Below are 17,373 nucleotides of genomic sequence, written 5' to 3'. Positions count from 1 at the left end.
AGGTGACGCTATTCGCGAGCAGGCTCGCTCCCACAGGGGATTGCATTGTCAGATGGGTTATTCGGTTGGGGGATTGAGCTTCGCTTCCAGCTCTGCAACCTTCGCTTCGAGGCTTTCCAGCCGCGCCCGAGTCCGCGCCAGCACAACCATCTGACTATCAAACTCTTCACGGCTCACCAGATCCAGCTTGCTGAAGCCGCTCTGCAACAACGCTTTGAACTGGCTTTCGATTTCGCTTTTCGGCAACGGGGTTTCGCCGCTGAAGAGGCGGGAGGCGGTGCCGGTCAGGGCGTCGAGGAAGTCTTTGGGTGCGAGCATGGGAAATGTCCTGTCAACAATGGCGGGCAGTGTATCACGCAGTGTCTATAGTCAATTCCGACAGCAGGGATGCACGCTTTTCGCGCATGTGGACGGACGGCTACGCACTGTTGTTGTGCGTATCCGTCGGACCGATTGAGGGAAGTGGCTGTTGGCAGCGGCCAAGGAATTGAATTCAGTGGGTTTTGGCGAGATGGCAAGCTTTCTGCTTAGTCAGTAGTAACCCATGCACTGATGCAGTCGCTGTGACGAATGCAGTGCGCCAAGCGGAACGGGGAGTTGTTTCGTGAGGAGCGGTTAGCTGGCGTCGGACGGGCAATCAAAGGCCGACGATGCGTTACAAAGCCAGGCACTGCGCTTAGACTTGAGACGGGTTTGTTTTCCTGGGGCAAGTCCACCAATTCGGGAGAGAGTTTTCATGAAGCTAGTCACTGCCATCATCAAGCCGTTCAAGTTGGACGACGTGCGCGAGTCGCTGTCCGAGATCGGCGTGCAGGGCATTACCGTTACTGAAGTCAAAGGCTTCGGTCGGCAGAAGGGTCACACCGAGCTGTATCGCGGCGCGGAGTACGTGGTCGATTTTCTGCCCAAGGTGAAGATCGATGTCGCCATTGACGACAAGGATCTGGACCGGGTTATCGAGGCGATAACCAAGGCCGCCAACACCGGCAAGATCGGTGACGGCAAGATCTTCGTGGTCAATCTGGAACAGGCGATTCGCATCCGTACCGGCGAAACCGATACCGACGCGATTTAAACGCCGCCACAAACCCAACGCCCCAGGAGAAAACAATATGACTCTGCGTAAATTCGCAGGGCTAGGAGCCCTGTTGTCCCTCGTAATGCCCAGCCTGGCTATGGCGGCAGACGAAGTGGCGGCCCCAGTCCTCAACTCCGGCGATACCGCCTGGATGATGACCTCGACAGCCCTCGTGCTGTTCATGACCATTCCCGGTCTCGCCCTGTTCTACGGCGGCATGGTTCGCTCCAAAAACATTCTTTCCGTGATGATGCAGTGCTTCGCCATTACCGGTCTGATCAGCATTCTGTGGGTCATTTATGGCTACAGCATCGCGTTCGACACCACCGGCATGGAGCAGGGCGTCGTCAACTTCAACTCGTTCTTCGGTGGCATGGGCAAGGCATTCCTCGCCGGTGTCACGCCGTCGAGCCTGACCGGTCCTGCGGCGCTGTTCCCTGAGGCGGTGTTCATCACCTTCCAGATGACCTTCGCCATCATCACCCCTGCGCTGATCGTCGGTGCCTTCGCCGAGCGGATGAAGTTCTCCGCCATGCTGATCTTCATGGGCGTGTGGTTCACCCTGGTTTACGCACCGATTGCGCACATGGTCTGGTCCGGCAACGGCGGTCTGATGTGGGATTGGGGTGTACTCGACTTCGCGGGCGGCACCGTGGTGCACATCAACGCCGGTGTGGCCGGTCTGGTTGCGTGCATCGTGCTCGGTAAGCGTAAAGGCTTCCCGACCACTCCGATGGCCCCGCACAACCTCGGTTACACCCTGATGGGTGCCGCGATGCTGTGGGTCGGCTGGTTCGGTTTCAACGCCGGTTCCGCCGCTGCGGCCAACGGCACCGCCGGTATGGCGATGCTGGTGACCCAGATCGCAACCGCCGCCGCTGCACTGGGCTGGATGTTCGCCGAGTGGATCACTCACGGCAAACCAAGTGCACTGGGTATCGCTTCGGGTGTTGTGGCCGGTCTGGTCGCCATCACCCCGGCCGCTGGCACCGTGGGCCCGATGGGCGCTCTGGTCATCGGCCTGGCTGCGGGCGTGGTGTGCTTCTTCTGCGCCACCACCCTGAAACGCAAACTCGGTTATGACGATTCCCTGGACGCCTTCGGTGTACACGGCATCGGCGGTATCCTCGGCGCGATCCTGACCGGTGTGTTCGCCGCACCGTCCCTGGGTGGTTTCGGCACCGTCACCGACATCGCCGCTCAAGTCTGGATTCAGTGCAAAGGCGTGGGCTTCACGGTGATCTACACCGCGATCGTCACCTACATCATTCTCAAGGTTCTGGACGCTGTCATGGGCCTGCGTATCACGGAAGAAGAAGAGGCTGTCGGCATCGATCTGGCGCTCCACAACGAACGCGGCTACAACTTGTAGTACGCGCATAAAAAACTTGCCCGGCTTGCCGGGCATTTTTTTGTCTGGCGTTTGTCAGTGAAGGGACTGCTGAAAGGTTTTTTCGTACACGTTTATTGGCGTTTACGACGGGCGTTTTTCTGCGGCCAATGGCTTACATGATTGAAGGAATATTAGGGCCTTTGTTTTTTCCCTGAGCGCGCTAGAATGCGCCCCGAACGTGCGGAGAACTGTATGTGGCAACAGACTCTGATTACCCTGCGGGCACGGCCCCGGGGCTTTCATCTGGTAACGGACGAGTTACTCGCCGGCCTGCCTGAACTCAAGGCGTGCCGGGTCGGTCTGTTGCATTTGTGGCTGCAGCATACCTCGGCGTCGTTGACCATCAACGAGAACGCCGATCCGGCGGTACGTCGCGACTTCGAACGATTTTTCAATCGTCTGATCCCACAAGGAACAGACGGCTATGAGCATAACGACGAAGGCCTGGACGACCTCCCGGCGCACTTCAAGGCCAGCGTGCTTGGCTGTCAGCTCAGTTTGCCGATTTCGGCAGGCCGACTGGCGCTGGGGACCTGGCAAGGTGTTTATCTGGGCGAGCACCGTGATTTTGGCGGTGCCCGTAAAGTCCTGGCCACCGTGCACGGTGAAGAGGCATGAACCGCTGGTCACCAGCGGTTATTGAATTTTTCCGGCGGCTGTCGACAGACGGTGAAGCTGGGCTATAACTAATCTGCTTTTCGCAAGTCATGAGGTAGAACATGAGCGACGATGATCTGGAAAACGACGACCTCGAAGTAGGCGACGACGACGAAACCGAAGAAGGTCTGGAAGCAGCGGCCGAAGACGTCGCTGAAGACGACGGCGGTGAAACGCCCGTTCCGACCGCCAAGGGTAAAGCCAAGGCTGCGGTATCGGTCGATGAGCTGCCGAGCGTCGAAGCCAAGAACAAGGAACGCGATGCTCTCGCGCGGGCCATGGAAGAGTTTTTGGCCAAGGGCGGCAAGGTGCAGGAAGTGGAGGCCAATGTGGTCGCCGATCCTCCCAAGAAGCCTGACAACAAGTACGGCAGCCGGCCTATCTAAGCGTCTGCCCTTGCTTGCTGAAAAAGCCCGCCGTCGCTGCGGGCTTTTTCATGGGGTATGGGTAAGTAGACCGCGTTATCGTTCTTCGCCGGCAAAACTCGCTCCTACAGGTTTTGCGTCGCTCACATAATTGGCGTGCGACACAAATCCTGTAGGAGCGAGGCTTGCCCGAAGGCGATCTCGAAGACGCTACGAAACGGAATTCCAGAGGGCCAACAACGCTGGCAACTCGGTCAGGCTGCGAATCTCGGCATCCGGTGCTTTCTCAGCCTCCCAAGCCTTCCCCGCCGGGTTAAACCAGATCGCCCGCAACCCCGCCTGCTGCGCTCCGGCAATGTCATCACCCGGGTGATCGCCGATATGCACCGCCGTCGCCGCCGTCGCCCCGCCACGCTGCAACGCCTCATGAAACAGTCGTGCATCAGGCTTGGCGATGCCGATGTCTTCGGCGCATAACGCAAACTTGAAGTAATCAGCCAGCCCCAGTCGGCGTACATCGGCGTTGCCATTGGTGACCACACCCAAGGCGTAATGCTTGGCCAGGGTTTCCAGCGTCGGCTCGACTTCGGGGAATACCTCGATCTGGTGTCGGGCATGCAGGAACACTTCAAAACCCTTGTCGGCCAGCTCCGAAGCCTGTCCGTGGTCGTATCCGGATTCTTCCAGTGCATGGAAAAGCACCCGGCGCCGCAGCGCGCTGATGCGGTGTTTGAGGCTCGGCTCGCTGGTCAGGATCCGCTCACGAATGGCCCACAAATGCTCCACCGGCACCGCGCCCAGATTCGGTGCGTGCTCGGTCAGCCATTCACGCAGTACGGCTTCGGCGCTGACGATCACCGGGGCGGTGTCCCACAGGGTGTCGTCGAGGTCGAAGGTGATCAATTGGAGGGTCATGAATCATCGCCTTTAATGCGTTTGGCCCGTGGATGGGCGCTGTCGTAGACCGTGGCCAGGTGCTGGAAGTCCAGGTGGGTGTAGATCTGGGTGGTCTTGATGTCCGAGTGGCCGAGCAATTCCTGTACGGCGCGCAGGTCCTGCGAGGATTCCAGCAAATGGCTGGCAAAGGAATGCCGCAGCATGTGCGGGTGCAGGTTTTGCCCCAGCTCACGCTCACCAGCGGCTTTGACTCGAACCTGAATAGCCCGAGGGCCAAGGCGCCGGCCTTGCTGGCTGACGAACACCGCGTCATCCGCCGGATTAGTCATGGCCCGCAACGGCAGCCACAGTTCCAGGGCTTCGCGGGCCTTTTTGCCCACCGGCAGCAATCGAGTCTTGCTGCCCTTGCCGAGCACCTGAACCATGCCGTCGGCCAGATCCAGCTGATCCAGATTGAGTCCGGTCAGTTCCGAAAGCCGCAAACCCGAGGAATAGAACAGCTCCAGAATCGCCTGATCCCGACGCGCCAGGAAGTCATCCTCCACCGCGCCTTCAAGCAGTTGCAGCGCACGGTCGGTGTCGAGGGTTTTCGGCAGCCGGCGTTCGCCTTTGGGCGGTGCCAGGCCGTTGGCCGGGTCGTGATCGCACAGGCCTTCGCGGTTCAGATAATGATAGAGCCCACGCACGGCCGACAGCAGGCGTGCCAGGCTGCGGGACGATTGACCCTGAGAATGCAGGCGCGCGATCAGGCTGCGCAGACGCTGAATATCCAGCGCGGCCCAGCTACTGATGTTCTGTTTGACGCACCAGCCCAGCACTTTGTCGAGGTCGCGGCGGTAGGCGTACAGCGTGTGGGGCGACACCTGTCGCTCACTGCGCAGGTGTTCGCAGTAAGCGTCTAGTTGCCGTTCCACGATCAGCGTACCGAGCGCAGGGAACTGTTGACCCGAGGCAGCACGCGGCCCATGACTTCGGCGATGTAGCTCAGGAACAGCGTACCGACCGAGCTTTTGTAGTGCTGCGGGTCACGACTGGCGATGGCCAGGACGCCGTGGATGCCTTGATAGCTGATGGCGACGACGGCGGTGGAGCCGATCTGTTTGCGCTGTTCTTCACCGAATAGGAAGTCCAGTTCGTGATCGCGCAGGCTGCCGCTGACGCTTTTGTCTTCCGAGAGCAAGCCGCCAATGGCCGTTTGCGCCTCGGCATGGGTGACCCAGCGGCCCACCGGCATCGGGTTGTCGCCCAGCAGGATCAGGCTGACAAAAGGCACCTGGAAGTCCTGGCGCAGACTGTCTTCGACACTGATCACCACGTCTTCCAGGCTATTGGCGTCCATCAGCGCCAGAATCAGGCGGCGGGTCTTGTCGAACAGGCGGTCGTTGTCCCGGGCCACGTCCATCAAATGCGAGAGGCGATGGCGCAACTCGATGTTGCGGTCGCGCAGGATGGTCATCTGGCGCTCGACCAGCGAAATAGTGTCGCCACGCTGGTGCGGAATGCGTAAGGCCGGGAGCAGTTCTTCGTGCTCGACGAAGAAATCCGGATGAGCCTCCAGGTACGCGGCAATCGCCGCCGCCTCAAGGCTTTCGGAAGGGGATTCGTCGGGCTGTGGGGCGGGAACCTGAGGCTTGTCTTTCATGGATTCAACTCTCTCAAAGACGCACTTGTCCTTCATAAACGCGGACTGCTGGGCCGGTCATCATGACCGGTTGGCCAGGGCCTGCCCATTCAATGGACAGACGCCCGCCGGGCAGGTCGATCAATAGCGGCGAATCCATCCACCCCTGGCTGATCGCGGCCACTGCGGCAGCGCACGCGCCGGTGCCGCAGGCCTGGGTTTCCCCGGCGCCACGTTCCCAGACGCGCAACTGCGCACGGTTCCGGTCGATGACCTGGAGAAAACCGACGTTGACCCGCGCCGGGAAGCGCGGGTGGTGTTCGATTTTCGGCCCCAGTTCATGCACCGGTGCGTTGTTGATGTCGCTGACCCGCAGCACGGCATGGGGGTTGCCCATGGAGACGGCGGCCAGTTCGACCGCAGCGCCGTCGACGTCAACCTGATAACTCAGGGCCTGCTCCGACGCTTCGAACGGTATCTCGGCCGGCACCAGGCGCGGTGCACCCATGTTGACACCGATCTGGCCGTCGCTGCGGATATCCAGCTCGATGATGCCGCTTTTGGTCTCGACGCGAATCTGCCGCTTGGCGGTCAGGCGTTTGTCGAGCACGAAGCGGGCGAAGCAGCGCGCACCGTTGCCGCACTGTTCCACCTCGGAACCGTCGGAATTGAAAATCCGGTAGCGGAAGTCCACGTCCGGGTTGCTCGGCGCTTCGACGATCAGCAACTGGTCGAAACCGATGCCGGTGTGACGATCGCCCCATTGCTTGGCGTGCTTGGGCAGGATGTGCGCGTGCTGGCTGACCAGGTCTAGGACCATGAAGTCGTTGCCCAGGCCGTGCATCTTGGTAAAACGCAGCAGCATGGGATTACTCCGGCAGCAGGCTTTCGCCAGCAAACAACTCGGCTACCGTCTCACGGCGACGCACTTCAAATGCCTGATCACCGTCCACCAACACTTCAGCGGCGCGGCCGCGGGTGTTGTAGTTGGAACTCATGACAAACCCATAGGCGCCGGCCGAATGCACGGCCAGCAGGTCGCCTTCTTCCAGGGCCAGCTCACGATCCTTGGCCAGGAAGTCGCCGGTTTCGCAGATCGGGCCAACGATGTCGTAAGCGCGAGCCGAGGTAGTGCGCGGGCGCACGGCGGTGACGTCCATCCAGGCTTGGTACAGCGCCGGGCGGATCAGGTCGTTCATGGCCGCATCGACGATGGCGAAGTCTTTGTGTTCGGTGTGCTTGAGGTACTCGACCTGCGTCAGCAGCACGCCGGCGTTGGCGACGATGAAGCGGCCCGGCTCGAATAAGAGCGCCAGGTCGCGACCGTCGAGACGCTCGCGCACGGCTTTGATGTAGTCGGCAGCCATTGGCGGCTCTTCATCGCGATAACGCACGCCCAATCCACCACCGAGATCGATGTGGCGCAGGTAGATGCCGCAATCGCCAAGGCGGTCGACCAGGCCCAGCAGGCGGTCGAGGGCGTCGATGAAGGGGGGCAGGGTGGTCAGTTGCGAACCGATGTGGCAATCGACACCGACCACTTCCAGGTTTGGCAGTTGGGCGGCGCGGATGTACACGTCTTCGGCGTCGGCGATGGCGATGCCGAACTTGTTTTCTTTGAGACCGGTGGAAATGTACGGGTGCGTGCCAGCATCGACGTCCGGGTTCACACGCAGCGAGATCGGTGCGCGAACGCCCAGTTCGGCGGCGACCACTTGCAGACGCTCCAGCTCATCGGTGGATTCGACGTTGAAGCAATGGACGCCAACTTCCAGGGCGCGACGCATGTCGTCACGGGTCTTGCCGACACCGGAGAAGACAATCTTGTCGGCGCTGCCGCCAGCGGCCAGTACGCGTTCCAGCTCGCCACGGGAAACGATGTCAAAACCGGCGCCGAGACGCGCCAGGACATTCAATACACCCAGGTTGGAGTTGGCCTTGACCGCAAAGCACACCAGGTGCGGCATGCCGGCCAGCGCATCGGCGTAAGCCAGGTACTGGGCTTCGATGTGGGCGCGGGAGTAGACGTAAGTCGGTGTGCCGAAGCGCTCGGCGATGGCGGACAGGGCAACCCCTTCCGCGAACAGCTCACCGTCACGGTAGTTAAAAGCGTCCATGGCGTTCCCTTATTGGTAGACGTCGTGCTTATGTGCTTTGGACGGCTGCTTTTGCGAGGACTGTGCCTGCTCGGCTGGGTCCTGGGAATCGTCAGGCAGGTACAACGGGCCTTTTTGGCCGCACGCCGACACAAGACAGGCAACCGCGAGGAGCGCGGCAAGGGAAGAGATCAGGCGCTTCATGGCGAAATCCTTGAAAATGCGTTAATTGCGCCGGAGTATACCGGCCACCCGGCGGATTGCCTATGCGACGGGGCTCCCGTCCGGCGGGGCTGCGCTCTATGCCGACGAGCCAGGTGCAATCCCTGTGGGAGTGAGCCGGCTCCGGGCGGCGCTCCGACGATAGCGGTCTAATATTCAACATTGATGTTGTCTGACACACCGCTATCGTCGGAGCGCCGCCCGGAGCCGGCTCGCTCCCACAAGTTTCGAAGTCTGCCGGGCAGCCGCTTGATCGTTATCCTTTGCAATCACCGGGGCTCGCCCGTATCTTGCGGCGCTTGAGCGTGAACAGACACTTTTTGAGGTTGCCGCAATGAGTTTGACCGAAGCCCGTTTCCACGACCTGGTCGATGCCACCCAGCAAACGCTGGAAGATATTTTCGATGACAGCGACCTGGATATTGATCTGGAGAGCTCGGCCGGTGTGCTCACCGTCAAGTTCGAAAACGGCAGCCAGTTGATCTTCAGCCGCCAGGAACCGCTGCGTCAGCTGTGGCTCGCAGCCGTCTCGGGTGGTTTCCACTTCGATTACGACGCCGAGAGCGAGCGCTGGATGTGCGACAAGAGCGAAGAGCAGTTGGGTGAAATGCTTGAGCGCATCGTCAAGCAGCAGGCTGACGTCGACCTCGACTTCGAAGGTCTGTGAGATCGTGACGCAACCTGCGCCCATTCGTCCGCCCAAGCCGCTCTACAGCAATGTCAGCCCGGCGGTGCCTTCACCGTGCAGCGGCGTGTGCCGGCTGGACGAGCAAAAAGTCTGCCTCGGGTGTTTTCGCCATGTCGAAGACATCCGGGAGTGGCGCTCGGCCGACGATGATCGCCGCCGGGTAATCTGCGCCCAGGCAGTCCAGCGCAAAGTCTTGGCATAAGAGCTTTTGTGGCGATCCGACAAGCTCCCTCGCCACAGGCAAGCCCCTCTCCAAAATGTCAGCGCAGGGGCTTGGTCGCCCCTCACTTGTATATTTATTGAGCTGTGATAGTGTCCAGAAACGCCTCAACCCATCGAGGCTCGTGAAAACCCCGCCTTTTTCTGGCGGGGTTTTGCTTTTTTTGTGCAGAAGAAAGGAGTCTGCCTCAATCATGACCGCACCTTCCATCACCCTTACTCGTCTGGACGTGCAACGTCTGGAGCGCCTGATCGACAGCCTGGATGACACGCTGCCGGGCGTTATCGCGCTGCAAACCGAACTGGATCGCGCCGATACCCTGGTCGGTCACGATGAAGTGCCCGCCGATGTCGTCACCATGAATTCCCGTGTGCATTGCCGCGAAGAAGGCAGTGGCAAGGACTATCACCTGACCTTGGTCTACCCCAAGGATGCCAACGCTGACGAAGGCAAAATTTCGATTCTGGCGCCAGTCGGCAGCGCGCTGCTTGGCCTCAAGGTTGGTCAACACATCGACTGGCCTGCACCGGGTGGCAAAACCCTGAAACTGACCCTGCTGGAAGTGGAATCACAGCCAGCCGAGGGCGGCCACTTTCCGGAATAAACCGCTTAGACCTGCTCGAGCGCCTCATTCAACGCGCGCTCCAGGTCAGCCTTGTAGCGCAAGTACAAATTACTTGAACTCTGAGCATCACCGAGCAGACCCGACAGGTCCAGGTCGGTGATGTAGCAGCGATAGCGCTCGGTTTCCCGGCGCTGCTCGACGATTTCCTGGGCGACCACACTGAACAGTTGGTTGCCATATTCCAGCTCTGAAAACTCCCGCTGATTGCAATACAACGTGACCTGCACCTGTCCCGGCGCGGCTTTGCCGATGATCGCCTGCACGTCGTAGAACGGTTTGTTGATCGGGGTTTGCGGCGCCGGCCGGGCTTCGACGCGACGGGCCCGGCCGGGACCTGACGGCAATAGCTGGTAATACAACGTGTCGAGGTTCAGGGGTTGGGCCGTGTTCATCGGCAGTAACGCGTCGCGCCGGTACTGGATCGATTGCAGGAACCGTTGCAGCGGCACCAGCAGGCTTTGCTCGTCGTGATAGGGCAATCGTTGTTGCCACAGGGCATTGAACTCATCCAGTACGTACAGATCCGCCTGCTGTTCGGTGATCCGGTAGAACACCTGAATGCATTCGGGCTGGCCCATGGGCAGGATCAGCGCCAGGTCGTGGTCTTCCAGTGCCATCGGGTCCAAGTGCAGCGGGCTGTAGCTCGCCAGTTCTTCACCCAGGTAATCGAACAGCGCTGGCAGCGTGGCGAGGGCGACGTGATTGACCTGGCCGGGCACCAGTTCCAGTACGTGATAATGCTGCTGGACCTGTAGCAGGTAACGATGATTGAGCTGGCTCAGCAGCAGGTTCTGTGCGGTGTCGAGTACCTCTTCGACCCGCCGGGCGATGAATTGCGCCCGGTTGTGGCAGAAACAACGCACCCTCAAACGGGGTTGCTGTGGGCCGTTCGGCAAGTTGTTGAGGTAATCGCGCAGGCAGTCGAGCAGGGCGTGAGGGCCGTCGTAGCGTTTGACCAACACTTCGTTCCAGCTGTTGAGCGTGACCTGGTCCAGGGTCAGCACCAGGTTTTCCCGGACACCGGCGTAGCTCAGGGAATCGGTGCGCTCGGTGGTCATCAGGATATTCAGGTCGCGGTGATGCTTGAGCGGGTCGACGCCGACGTTCACCAGAATCAGCACTTCACTCGGCACACTGGCGCGCAGCAACGGCTCTTCGGCGACCGTCGCCAACGGCAGGGCGATGCTTTGTTGCAGGCTGCCGAGCAGGTTGAACAGTTCGAACTCGCTCAAATCGCTGGTGCCGGGGTGCAAGGCGAGGCGGGTGCTGCTGTCGATGACGCCATTGCGGTGGCACCAGGTCAGCAACTCCAGCAATTGGCGACTGCGCTTGATCGGCGCGAAATGTTCCCACTCGTGGGCTGCAAGACTGCCGTTGTACAAACCCCACTGGGTTTGCCCGGGTTCTTTCTTGTTGGGCGCCTGCACCAGGGTCAGGGTGTCTTCGGCCAAGTCCGGGGCGATGCCAGGGTTGATGAACTCGACTTTGTCCGCTTTGCGCTCAAAGGCTGCATACAGCCGCCGACCCAGCACGTTGAGGTCGCGTTTGTTGATCAGGCTGACGGTTTGCTCGTTGCGGGCGAACTGGGTCAGGAAGCGGTAGCTGTAGTTCAGCTCGTTGACCAGGGCTCGGCGTTCGGTGCTGACCTGGCGGACTTTCCATTGGCTGCGGCTGTCGAGCAGTGCCAGTTGCCGCTGATCCCAGTTCCATTCGTGAGCCAGACGCTCAAGCAGCGAACGTTGCCAGCTCTGGGTGCGACTGCTGCCGGTGAGCTTGCGGTTGACCTTCAGGTACAACGCTCGGCGTACCAGTTCCAGGCGCTCCGGCTCGCCACGCGCGTTGAGGTATTCCTCGATGCGCCGGTAAACGACGATGTAGGGGTCGAGCTCGTCGAGGTCCAGTTGATTGGCGAATACCGCCTGCTTGAAACGCAGGCTCAGGCAGTGGACCTTCGGGTGTTCGCTGGCGTAAACCTCGGTCAGCAGAAGCTTGAGCACGGACTTGTAGGGCGACTCGATGCCTTTGAACAACTGCCAGAGCCCGGCGCCGATGAATTCCCCCGGCGGGATATAGGCCAGATGCCCCAAATCCAGTGACTCGTCTGCGCGGATGAAACGCTTCGACAGCAGCGTGTGGGTGTAATGGTCGTAGGCGGCTTCTTCGTAGACCGGCACCAGCCACCAGATCGGCGTGCGGCCGGCCAGCCAGATCGCGGTACGGTAGAACTCATCCAGCAGCAGGTAGTGCTGGGTCGTGCCGCAGTCTTCCGAACTCAATTGCGTATCGCGCTCGCCGAGCACGAAGCGGGTCGGGTCGATAAGAAAGAAATGCGCCTCGGCGCCCTGGCTGGCAGCCCAGGCCTCAAGCAACTGGCACTTTTTGCGCAGCTCGGCGAGTTCGCTCTCGCTCAAGTCCGGCCCATGACAGACCCACACGTCCATGTCGCTTTGATCGGCCTGGGCCAGGGTGCCGAGGCTGCCCATCAGGAACAGCCCGTGGATCGGTCGCGGTGGATTGCTGCCGTGGCGTGGCTTATAGGAAAACGATCGGGTCAGGCGCTGGGCTTCGGCGAGGGCGTTGGCGTCAGGCTCGAAATTCGACAGCCCGGCCGGCGTGCTGCCCGACACATAACCGGGCAACAGCGGGTGATTCACGTGGAAAAACAGCGGCAGCAGCGTCAGCACCGTTTGCTGGCGGGGTGACAACCCTTCCATGGCACGGGCCATGCGGCCTTCGTTGAGCTTCAGAAAACGCGCGCGCAGCTGGCTGAGAACCTTGCGGTCGATTCCCTGGTCCAGATCGGGGCGGATTTCATGGGTGCGGGTCATGTCAGCTCAAACCGGCTCGCGAGGCTCGGACGTAGGGTCTGCGGATGAGGGGCAGTTTAGCGCCTCGGGCCCGGGACTTTTAAGCTGATTTTGTTTTTGACGTCAGATTTCTACCGTGCGGCGACCGCAGGTCAAAAAGTGTGCCCGCGGAAATCCCGTAGCAGGGGTTTCCGTGGGCGATGCGGTAATACTCAGGCTGTTTCCTGGACGCTCAGAATCGTCAGAACGGTTTGTACATTTTGCGCGGCGTCACGCCCCAGACTGGTCAGATAACCGCCATCGGGCTGATCGATCAGTTCTTTTTCGTACAGGCGTTGAGCGGCAGCAATGGCTTTCGGGGCAGCGGTCTGATGAATTTTCAAACCTTCCTGGGTACTGTCCAGGTTGAAGAGGGCGAGGATTTCCAGTTCGGCAACCAACTCAGGGGTAAGCGACATAAGGACTCCAGACTTTCTAGGAATTGGACGACAGCGCCCCTAAGGTGAGCCCACTCGTGCGGCATGTCCAGTGCTCGCGACAGGGTTTTTTCGCCTCGGGATGCATTCCCCGGAGGGTGGTGCGGCAGCGGGGTGGAATCAGTGTAGTCAGGGTCTGGGGGAAGGCGGAGGAGATTGGTGACAATCTGTGTTGAGAGAAGGTTGTGAGGCGATGGAGCTTCTGTGGCAAAGGGGTTTTTGTGTCGAGGGAGCTTGCTCCCGCTGGGTTGCGAAGCAGCCCCAAAATCTCGGCAACTGTCGAAGATATTGCGAGCGCTTCGCCCTCCAGCGGTAGCAAGCTCCCTCGCCACAGAGGCCTGCGCCCTGGAGGTCGGGGTTACTTCTTTTCCGGCGGCAACTCTGGCAATGCACGCAGGGCTGTTTCGTACCATTCGGTGTTGAACGCGCGGTCTTCTTCGAGGATCGCGTCGATTTCTACCGCCAACACGTGGGCCATCAGATTGAGGATTTCCTCACGCTCGTAACCCACCAGGGTCAGCTTGTTGAAAGTGGCCTTGGCCGCAGGCGGGTTGTCGCTTTCGATCTGGTTTTCGATGGCTTCGATCAGGGTGTTTTCGGCGAATTCTTCTTCGTCGATCTCGATATCAGTTGGCTCGCTCATGGCAGGCTCCTCAAGTTTAAGGCGGCCAGTTTACCTGCATTCAGCGCTGTGATGCTGCTGGCAAGAATCGCTTCGGCGTTCTATAAACAGGCACTGCCAACCCCGCACGGCCTGGAGGCTTTGTGATGCTCAAGCTTTATGGATTTTCTGTCAGTAACTACTACAACATGGTCAAGCTGGCGCTGCTGGAGAAGGGCGTGCCGTTTGAAGAAGTGCCGTTTTACGCCGGTACAAGCCCGGAGGCGCTGGCCATCAGTCCGCGCGGCAAGGTGCCGGTCTTGCGCACCGAGCAGGGTTTCATCAACGAAACTGCGGTAATCCTCGAGTTCATCGAGCAAAGTCAGAAAGGCACACCGCTCCTGCCGAGCGATCCGTTCGAGCGGGCGCAGGTGCTGGCAGTGGCCAAGGAAATCGAGTTGTACATCGAGTTGCCGGCTCGCGCCTGTTACCCCCAGGCGTTTTTCGGCATGCAGGTGCCAGAGGCGATCAAGGACAAGACCAAGGCCGAGCTGTTGGCGGGGTTTGCCGCATTAGGCAGGCATGGCAAATTCGCCCCTTATGTGGCGGGGAACAGTCTGAGCATTGCGGATCTGTATTTCTTGTACAGCGTACCGTTGGCCTGTGCGGTGGCGCAGAAGCTGTTCGAAATCGATCTGCTGGCCGAGATGCCGGCGGCCAGGGCGCTATTGGAGCGACTGGAGCAGAACCCGAACGTGCAGCGGATTGCGGCGGACAAGGAAGCGGCGATGCCAGCGTTTATGGCGATGGTCGCGTCCAAGAAGTAGGTTTTGTAGCGTTTGTTAGATCGTCTTCGCGAGCAAGCCAGCTCCCACACTTGATCGGCGGCGAACACACATTTTGTGAACGCCAAAGACCCAATGTGGGAGCGGGCTTGCTCGCGAAGCTTTTGACTTAGCGGCTGGCGAGCAGTGCCTGACCGCGCGCCACAGCCTTCTTCACCTGCGCCGGCGCAGTCCCGCCGATATGGTCACGGGCGTTCACCGAGCCTTCCAGGGTCAGCACGGCGAACACGTCCTGGTCGATCTGGTCGCTGAACTTGCGCAGCTCCTCCAGGCTCATTTCCGCCAGGTCCTTGCCGCTTTCCACGCCGTACTTCACGGCATGGCCAACGATTTCGTGGCAGTCACGGAACGGCAGGCCACGGCGTACCAGGTAGTCAGCCAGGTCGGTGGCGGTGGAGAAACCACGCAGAGCCGCCTCGCGCATCATCGCGTGCTTGGGCTTGATCGCCGGGATCATGTCGGCGAAGGCCCGCAGCGAGTCGCGCAGGGTGTCGGCGGCATCGAACAGCGGTTCCTTGTCTTCCTGATTGTCCTTGTTGTAGGCCAGTGGCTGGCCCTTCATCAAAGTCAGCAGGCCCATCAGCGCGCCGAAGACGCGGCCGGTCTTGCCGCGCACCAGCTCTGGCACATCCGGGTTTTTCTTTTGCGGCATGATCGAGCTGCCGGTGCAGAATCGGTCAGGCAGATCGATGAACTGGAACTGCGCGCTGGTCCACAGCACCAGCTCTTCGGAGAACCGCGACAAGTGCATCATCGCGATGCTCGCGGCCGAGCAGAACTCGATGGCGAAGTCGCGATCGGACACGTTGTCCAGCGAGTTGCCGCCCACGGCGTCGAAGCCCAGCAGCTGAGCCGTGAATTCGCGGTCGATCGGGTACGTGGTGCCGGCCAGCGCGGCGCTGCCCAGCGGCATACGATTGGTGCGCTTGCGGCAGTCGACCAGGCGCTCGTAGTCGCGGCTGAGCATTTCGAACCAGGCCAGCATGTGGTGCCCGAAAGTCACCGGCTGCGCGGTTTGCAGGTGGGTGAAGCCCGGCATGATGCTGCCGGCTTCGCGCTCGGCCTGCTCCAGCAAGCCTTTTTGCAGGCGGGTGATTTCGCTGAGGATCAGGTCGATCTCGTCACGCAGCCACAGGCGGATGTCGGTGGCGACCTGGTCGTTGCGGCTGCGCCCGGTGTGCAGTTTTTTACCGGTGACGCCGATGCGGTCGGTCAGACGCGCCTCGATGTTCATGTGCACGTCTTCGAGGTCGATGCGCCAGTCGAACTGACCGGCCTCGATTTCACCCTGGATGGTCTTCAGGCCATCGGTGATGCTGTCGCGCTCGGCGTCGGTCAGCACGCCGACCTTGGCCAGCATCGTGGCGTGGGCGATCGAGCCCATGATGTCGTGGCGATACAGGCGCTGGTCGAAAGTGACGGAGGCGGTGAAGCGGGCGACGAAGGCGTCGACGGGTTCACTGAAGCGGCCGCCCCAGGACTGATTGGTCTTGTCAGTGCTCATGAATTCGCTCGTGTCGGCTGAAGAAAAAAATGACGTTGGAAGCTGCCGCGGATAATAACAGGGTTGCCAATCCTGTCGCTGACGCTGGTCGACAGGTTTTTTTCACAAGGCGGGGTCCATACTCAGGACATGCCTTGTGGGAAATTGCGCAACGATATTTTTCGATTGAGCAATATCGTCCCGGCAACCGTCTACAGTTGGACAGTAGGATCAGCGCACTTCTGGGGCGCTGCGGCTGACTATAAGAAGAGGGGGTGTTCATATTGTGTATCGGCAAACCCTACGGCGATACCTCGCTTATGCGGGCCAGAGCCTCCAATCACTTGGCAGATGAAAATTTAGCCGCCGGTCTCGCGGCACTTTTTGGCCCTCGCGCTAGTCTTAGCGTGGATCGCGGTGACGGACGTCACTTCACCTGTCTACGCTATCCTTGTGCGAGACTCACGCAGGAATCCAGCGCAATATGAATGTCCTGATCGTTGATGACGAACCCCTAGCCCGCGAGCGCCTGAGCCGAATGGTTGGCGAACTCGAGGGATACAATGTCCTGGAGCCCAGCGCCACGAACGGCGAAGAGGCGTTAGCGCTGATCGACAGTCACAAGCCGGATATCGTGTTGCTCGATATCGGCATGCCTGGCCTTGATGGCCTGCAAGTGGCTGCCCGGTTGTGCGAACGCGAAACCCCGCCCGCCGTGGTGTTTTGCACCGGGCCCGATGAATTTGCCGTGGAAGCCCTGCAGGCCAGCGCCGTGGGCTATCTGGTGAAGCCTGTGCGAACTGAACATTTACATGATGCATTGAAAAAAGCCGAGCGGCCCAATCGCGTCCAGCTCGCCGCCCTGACCCGTCCAGCCGCCGAAAGCGGTAGCGGCCCCCGCAGCCACATCAGTGCCCGAACACGTAAAGGCATTGAGCTGATCCCGCTGGGTCAGGTGGTCTACTTCATTGCTGACCACAAATACGTGACCTTGCGCCATGAAGGCGGCGAAGTGCTGCTGGATGAACCGCTCAAGGCCCTGGAAGATGAATTTGGCGATCGTTTCGTGCGCATCCACCGCAACGCGCTGGTCGCCCGCGAACGCATCGAACGTCTGCAACGCACGCCGCTGGGGCATTTTCAACTGTTCCTTAAAGGGCTCAATGGCGATGCCCTGATCGTCAGCCGTCGCCACGTGGCCGGCGTGCGCAAAATGATGCAACAGCTTTAATTCGCTGATCACAGGCGAACTTCATATCCGTTTGCTGGAAGTTTGAGGCCAGGGAGGCCACGCAGTGT

General features: G+C 60.3%; 20 protein-coding genes. 9 read left to right on the top strand and 11 right to left on the bottom strand.

The features are described from left to right. Nucleotides 1–57: 57 nt before the first annotated feature. Nucleotides 58–318 carry an accessory factor UbiK family protein gene (locus tag ACA075_RS29440; RefSeq protein WP_033060695.1) on the bottom strand — a complete coding sequence of 87 codons (261 nt, stop codon included), beginning with the start codon at nt 316–318 and terminating at the stop codon, nt 58–60. 418 nt (nt 319–736) lie between these two features. Between ACA075_RS29440 and glnK the strand changes: the two genes are divergently transcribed. The 4 genes from glnK to sutA all read left to right on the top strand — a co-directional run bounded on the left by glnK (nt 737) and on the right by sutA (nt 3,514). After that, on the top strand, nt 737–1,075 hold the full coding sequence (gene glnK / locus ACA075_RS29435) for a P-II family nitrogen regulator (RefSeq protein WP_002555808.1): 339 nt from the start codon (nt 737–739) through the stop codon (nt 1,073–1,075). 37 nt (nt 1,076–1,112) lie between these two features. Beyond that, complete coding sequence (locus tag ACA075_RS29430) at nt 1,113–2,450, top strand: ammonium transporter (protein ID WP_010465110.1); 1,338 nt, start codon at nt 1,113–1,115, stop codon at nt 2,448–2,450. Nucleotides 2,451–2,663: 213 nt separating this feature from the next. After that, nucleotides 2,664–3,089, top strand: coding sequence for a secondary thiamine-phosphate synthase enzyme YjbQ (locus ACA075_RS29425; protein ID WP_008030499.1), 426 nt, complete (start codon nt 2,664–2,666; stop codon nt 3,087–3,089). Nucleotides 3,090–3,190: 101 nt separating this feature from the next. After that, entirely contained in the window at nt 3,191–3,514 is a 324-nt protein-coding gene (sutA, locus tag ACA075_RS29420) for a dormancy-specific transcriptional regulator SutA (protein ID WP_094470027.1), read from the top strand. 189 nt (nt 3,515–3,703) lie between these two features. Here sutA and ACA075_RS29415 read toward each other — a convergent pair whose 3' ends face one another. From ACA075_RS29415 to lptM, 6 genes are read right to left on the bottom strand one after another with little or no spacing between them, the layout of a single operon-like run. After that, the gene (locus tag ACA075_RS29415; RefSeq protein ID WP_497296611.1) at nt 3,704–4,408 is read right to left on the bottom strand and encodes an HAD family hydrolase; all 705 of its coding nucleotides are present in this window, start codon (nt 4,406–4,408) and stop codon (nt 3,704–3,706) included. Continuing rightward, nucleotides 4,405–5,304, bottom strand: a complete 900-nt coding sequence (xerC, locus tag ACA075_RS29410) for a tyrosine recombinase XerC (protein WP_090178141.1) — start codon at nt 5,302–5,304, stop codon at nt 4,405–4,407. The genes ACA075_RS29415 and xerC overlap by 4 nt, the downstream gene beginning before the upstream one ends. 2 nt (nt 5,305–5,306) lie before the next feature. Continuing rightward, nucleotides 5,307–6,032: a DUF484 family protein gene (locus ACA075_RS29405; RefSeq protein ID WP_497296610.1), complete on the bottom strand. Its 726-nt coding sequence runs from the start codon at nt 6,030–6,032 to the stop codon at nt 5,307–5,309. A gap of 13 nt (nt 6,033–6,045) precedes the next feature. Further along, nucleotides 6,046–6,876 carry a diaminopimelate epimerase gene (gene dapF / locus ACA075_RS29400; RefSeq protein ID WP_497296609.1) on the bottom strand — a complete coding sequence of 277 codons (831 nt, stop codon included), beginning with the start codon at nt 6,874–6,876 and terminating at the stop codon, nt 6,046–6,048. A gap of 4 nt (nt 6,877–6,880) precedes the next feature. Further along, on the bottom strand, nt 6,881–8,128 hold the full coding sequence (gene lysA, locus ACA075_RS29395; protein WP_497296608.1) for a diaminopimelate decarboxylase: 1,248 nt from the start codon (nt 8,126–8,128) through the stop codon (nt 6,881–6,883). A gap of 9 nt (nt 8,129–8,137) precedes the next feature. Continuing rightward, nucleotides 8,138–8,311 carry an LPS translocon maturation chaperone LptM gene (gene lptM / locus ACA075_RS29390; protein ID WP_075946461.1) on the bottom strand — a complete coding sequence of 58 codons (174 nt, stop codon included), beginning with the start codon at nt 8,309–8,311 and terminating at the stop codon, nt 8,138–8,140. Between the two features lie 352 nt (nt 8,312–8,663). On the opposite strand from lptM, the gene cyaY reads away from it, so the two are divergent. The 3 genes from cyaY (at nt 8,664) to rnk (ending at nt 9,841) form a co-directional block, all read left to right on the top strand. Continuing rightward, the gene (gene cyaY / locus ACA075_RS29385) at nt 8,664–8,996 is read left to right on the top strand and encodes an iron donor protein CyaY (RefSeq protein WP_497296607.1); all 333 of its coding nucleotides are present in this window, start codon (nt 8,664–8,666) and stop codon (nt 8,994–8,996) included. 4 nt (nt 8,997–9,000) lie between these two features. Beyond that, nucleotides 9,001–9,219: a DUF1289 domain-containing protein gene (locus tag ACA075_RS29380; RefSeq protein WP_497296606.1), complete on the top strand. Its 219-nt coding sequence runs from the start codon at nt 9,001–9,003 to the stop codon at nt 9,217–9,219. A gap of 211 nt (nt 9,220–9,430) precedes the next feature. Continuing rightward, entirely contained in the window at nt 9,431–9,841 is a 411-nt protein-coding gene (gene rnk, locus ACA075_RS29375; RefSeq protein WP_046045088.1) for a nucleoside diphosphate kinase regulator, read from the top strand. A gap of 5 nt (nt 9,842–9,846) precedes the next feature. Here rnk and ACA075_RS29370 read toward each other — a convergent pair whose 3' ends face one another. The 3 genes from ACA075_RS29370 to ACA075_RS29360 all read right to left on the bottom strand — a co-directional run bounded on the left by ACA075_RS29370 (nt 9,847) and on the right by ACA075_RS29360 (nt 13,788). Next, nucleotides 9,847–12,690, bottom strand: a complete 2,844-nt coding sequence (locus tag ACA075_RS29370; RefSeq protein ID WP_497296605.1) for a class I adenylate cyclase — start codon at nt 12,688–12,690, stop codon at nt 9,847–9,849. Nucleotides 12,691–12,881: 191 nt separating this feature from the next. Beyond that, nucleotides 12,882–13,127 (bottom strand): TIGR02647 family protein, encoded by a 246-nt coding sequence (locus tag ACA075_RS29365; protein ID WP_497296604.1) that lies wholly within the window; start codon nt 13,125–13,127, stop codon nt 12,882–12,884. A 376-nt stretch (nt 13,128–13,503) separates the two neighbouring features. Further along, nucleotides 13,504–13,788: a hypothetical protein gene (locus tag ACA075_RS29360; protein WP_007894899.1), complete on the bottom strand. Its 285-nt coding sequence runs from the start codon at nt 13,786–13,788 to the stop codon at nt 13,504–13,506. A 125-nt stretch (nt 13,789–13,913) separates the two neighbouring features. Between ACA075_RS29360 and ACA075_RS29355 the strand changes: the two genes are divergently transcribed. Further along, complete coding sequence (locus tag ACA075_RS29355) at nt 13,914–14,573, top strand: glutathione S-transferase family protein (protein ID WP_497296602.1); 660 nt, start codon at nt 13,914–13,916, stop codon at nt 14,571–14,573. Between the two features lie 127 nt (nt 14,574–14,700). Here the strand turns inward: ACA075_RS29355 and argH are convergent, their stop codons facing one another. Further along, nucleotides 14,701–16,095, bottom strand: a complete 1,395-nt coding sequence (gene argH, locus ACA075_RS29350) for an argininosuccinate lyase (protein ID WP_010465079.1) — start codon at nt 16,093–16,095, stop codon at nt 14,701–14,703. A gap of 463 nt (nt 16,096–16,558) precedes the next feature. Here argH and ACA075_RS29345 point away from each other — a divergent pair, with 463 nt between their 5' ends. Then, on the top strand, nt 16,559–17,305 hold the full coding sequence (locus ACA075_RS29345; protein WP_109635818.1) for a LytR/AlgR family response regulator transcription factor: 747 nt from the start codon (nt 16,559–16,561) through the stop codon (nt 17,303–17,305). Nucleotides 17,306–17,373 lie beyond the last annotated feature (68 nt).

This window comes from Pseudomonas sp. LBUM1663, from assembly GCF_059695905.1.
The sequence above is the reverse complement of the archived record's forward strand: the minus strand, read 5'-3'. Positions and strand labels throughout refer to the sequence as shown.

What these genes read in the sequence shown, in the direction of transcription:
- sutA (WP_094470027.1), top strand. Translation starts at nt 3,191, where the DNA reads ATGAGCGACGATGATCTGGAAAACGACGACCTCGAAGTAGGCGACGAC.
- ACA075_RS29415 (WP_497296611.1), bottom strand. Translation starts at nt 4,408, where the DNA reads ATGACCCTCCAATTGATCACCTTCGACCTCGACGACACCCTGTGGGAC.
- ACA075_RS29430 (WP_010465110.1), top strand. Translation starts at nt 1,113, where the DNA reads ATGACTCTGCGTAAATTCGCAGGGCTAGGAGCCCTGTTGTCCCTCGTA.
- lptM (WP_075946461.1), bottom strand. Translation starts at nt 8,311, where the DNA reads ATGAAGCGCCTGATCTCTTCCCTTGCCGCGCTCCTCGCGGTTGCCTGT.
- ACA075_RS29355 (WP_497296602.1), top strand. Translation starts at nt 13,914, where the DNA reads ATGCTCAAGCTTTATGGATTTTCTGTCAGTAACTACTACAACATGGTC.
- ACA075_RS29345 (WP_109635818.1), top strand. Translation starts at nt 16,559, where the DNA reads ATGAATGTCCTGATCGTTGATGACGAACCCCTAGCCCGCGAGCGCCTG.
- ACA075_RS29405 (WP_497296610.1), bottom strand. Translation starts at nt 6,032, where the DNA reads ATGAAAGACAAGCCTCAGGTTCCCGCCCCACAGCCCGACGAATCCCCT.
- ACA075_RS29360 (WP_007894899.1), bottom strand. Translation starts at nt 13,788, where the DNA reads ATGAGCGAGCCAACTGATATCGAGATCGACGAAGAAGAATTCGCCGAA.
- lysA (WP_497296608.1), bottom strand. Translation starts at nt 8,128, where the DNA reads ATGGACGCTTTTAACTACCGTGACGGTGAGCTGTTCGCGGAAGGGGTT.
- glnK (WP_002555808.1), top strand. Translation starts at nt 737, where the DNA reads ATGAAGCTAGTCACTGCCATCATCAAGCCGTTCAAGTTGGACGACGTG.
- dapF (WP_497296609.1), bottom strand. Translation starts at nt 6,876, where the DNA reads ATGCTGCTGCGTTTTACCAAGATGCACGGCCTGGGCAACGACTTCATG.
- rnk (WP_046045088.1), top strand. Translation starts at nt 9,431, where the DNA reads ATGACCGCACCTTCCATCACCCTTACTCGTCTGGACGTGCAACGTCTG.
- cyaY (WP_497296607.1), top strand. Translation starts at nt 8,664, where the DNA reads ATGAGTTTGACCGAAGCCCGTTTCCACGACCTGGTCGATGCCACCCAG.
- ACA075_RS29365 (WP_497296604.1), bottom strand. Translation starts at nt 13,127, where the DNA reads ATGTCGCTTACCCCTGAGTTGGTTGCCGAACTGGAAATCCTCGCCCTC.
- ACA075_RS29425 (WP_008030499.1), top strand. Translation starts at nt 2,664, where the DNA reads ATGTGGCAACAGACTCTGATTACCCTGCGGGCACGGCCCCGGGGCTTT.
- argH (WP_010465079.1), bottom strand. Translation starts at nt 16,095, where the DNA reads ATGAGCACTGACAAGACCAATCAGTCCTGGGGCGGCCGCTTCAGTGAA.
- ACA075_RS29440 (WP_033060695.1), bottom strand. Translation starts at nt 318, where the DNA reads ATGCTCGCACCCAAAGACTTCCTCGACGCCCTGACCGGCACCGCCTCC.
- ACA075_RS29370 (WP_497296605.1), bottom strand. Translation starts at nt 12,690, where the DNA reads ATGACCCGCACCCATGAAATCCGCCCCGATCTGGACCAGGGAATCGAC.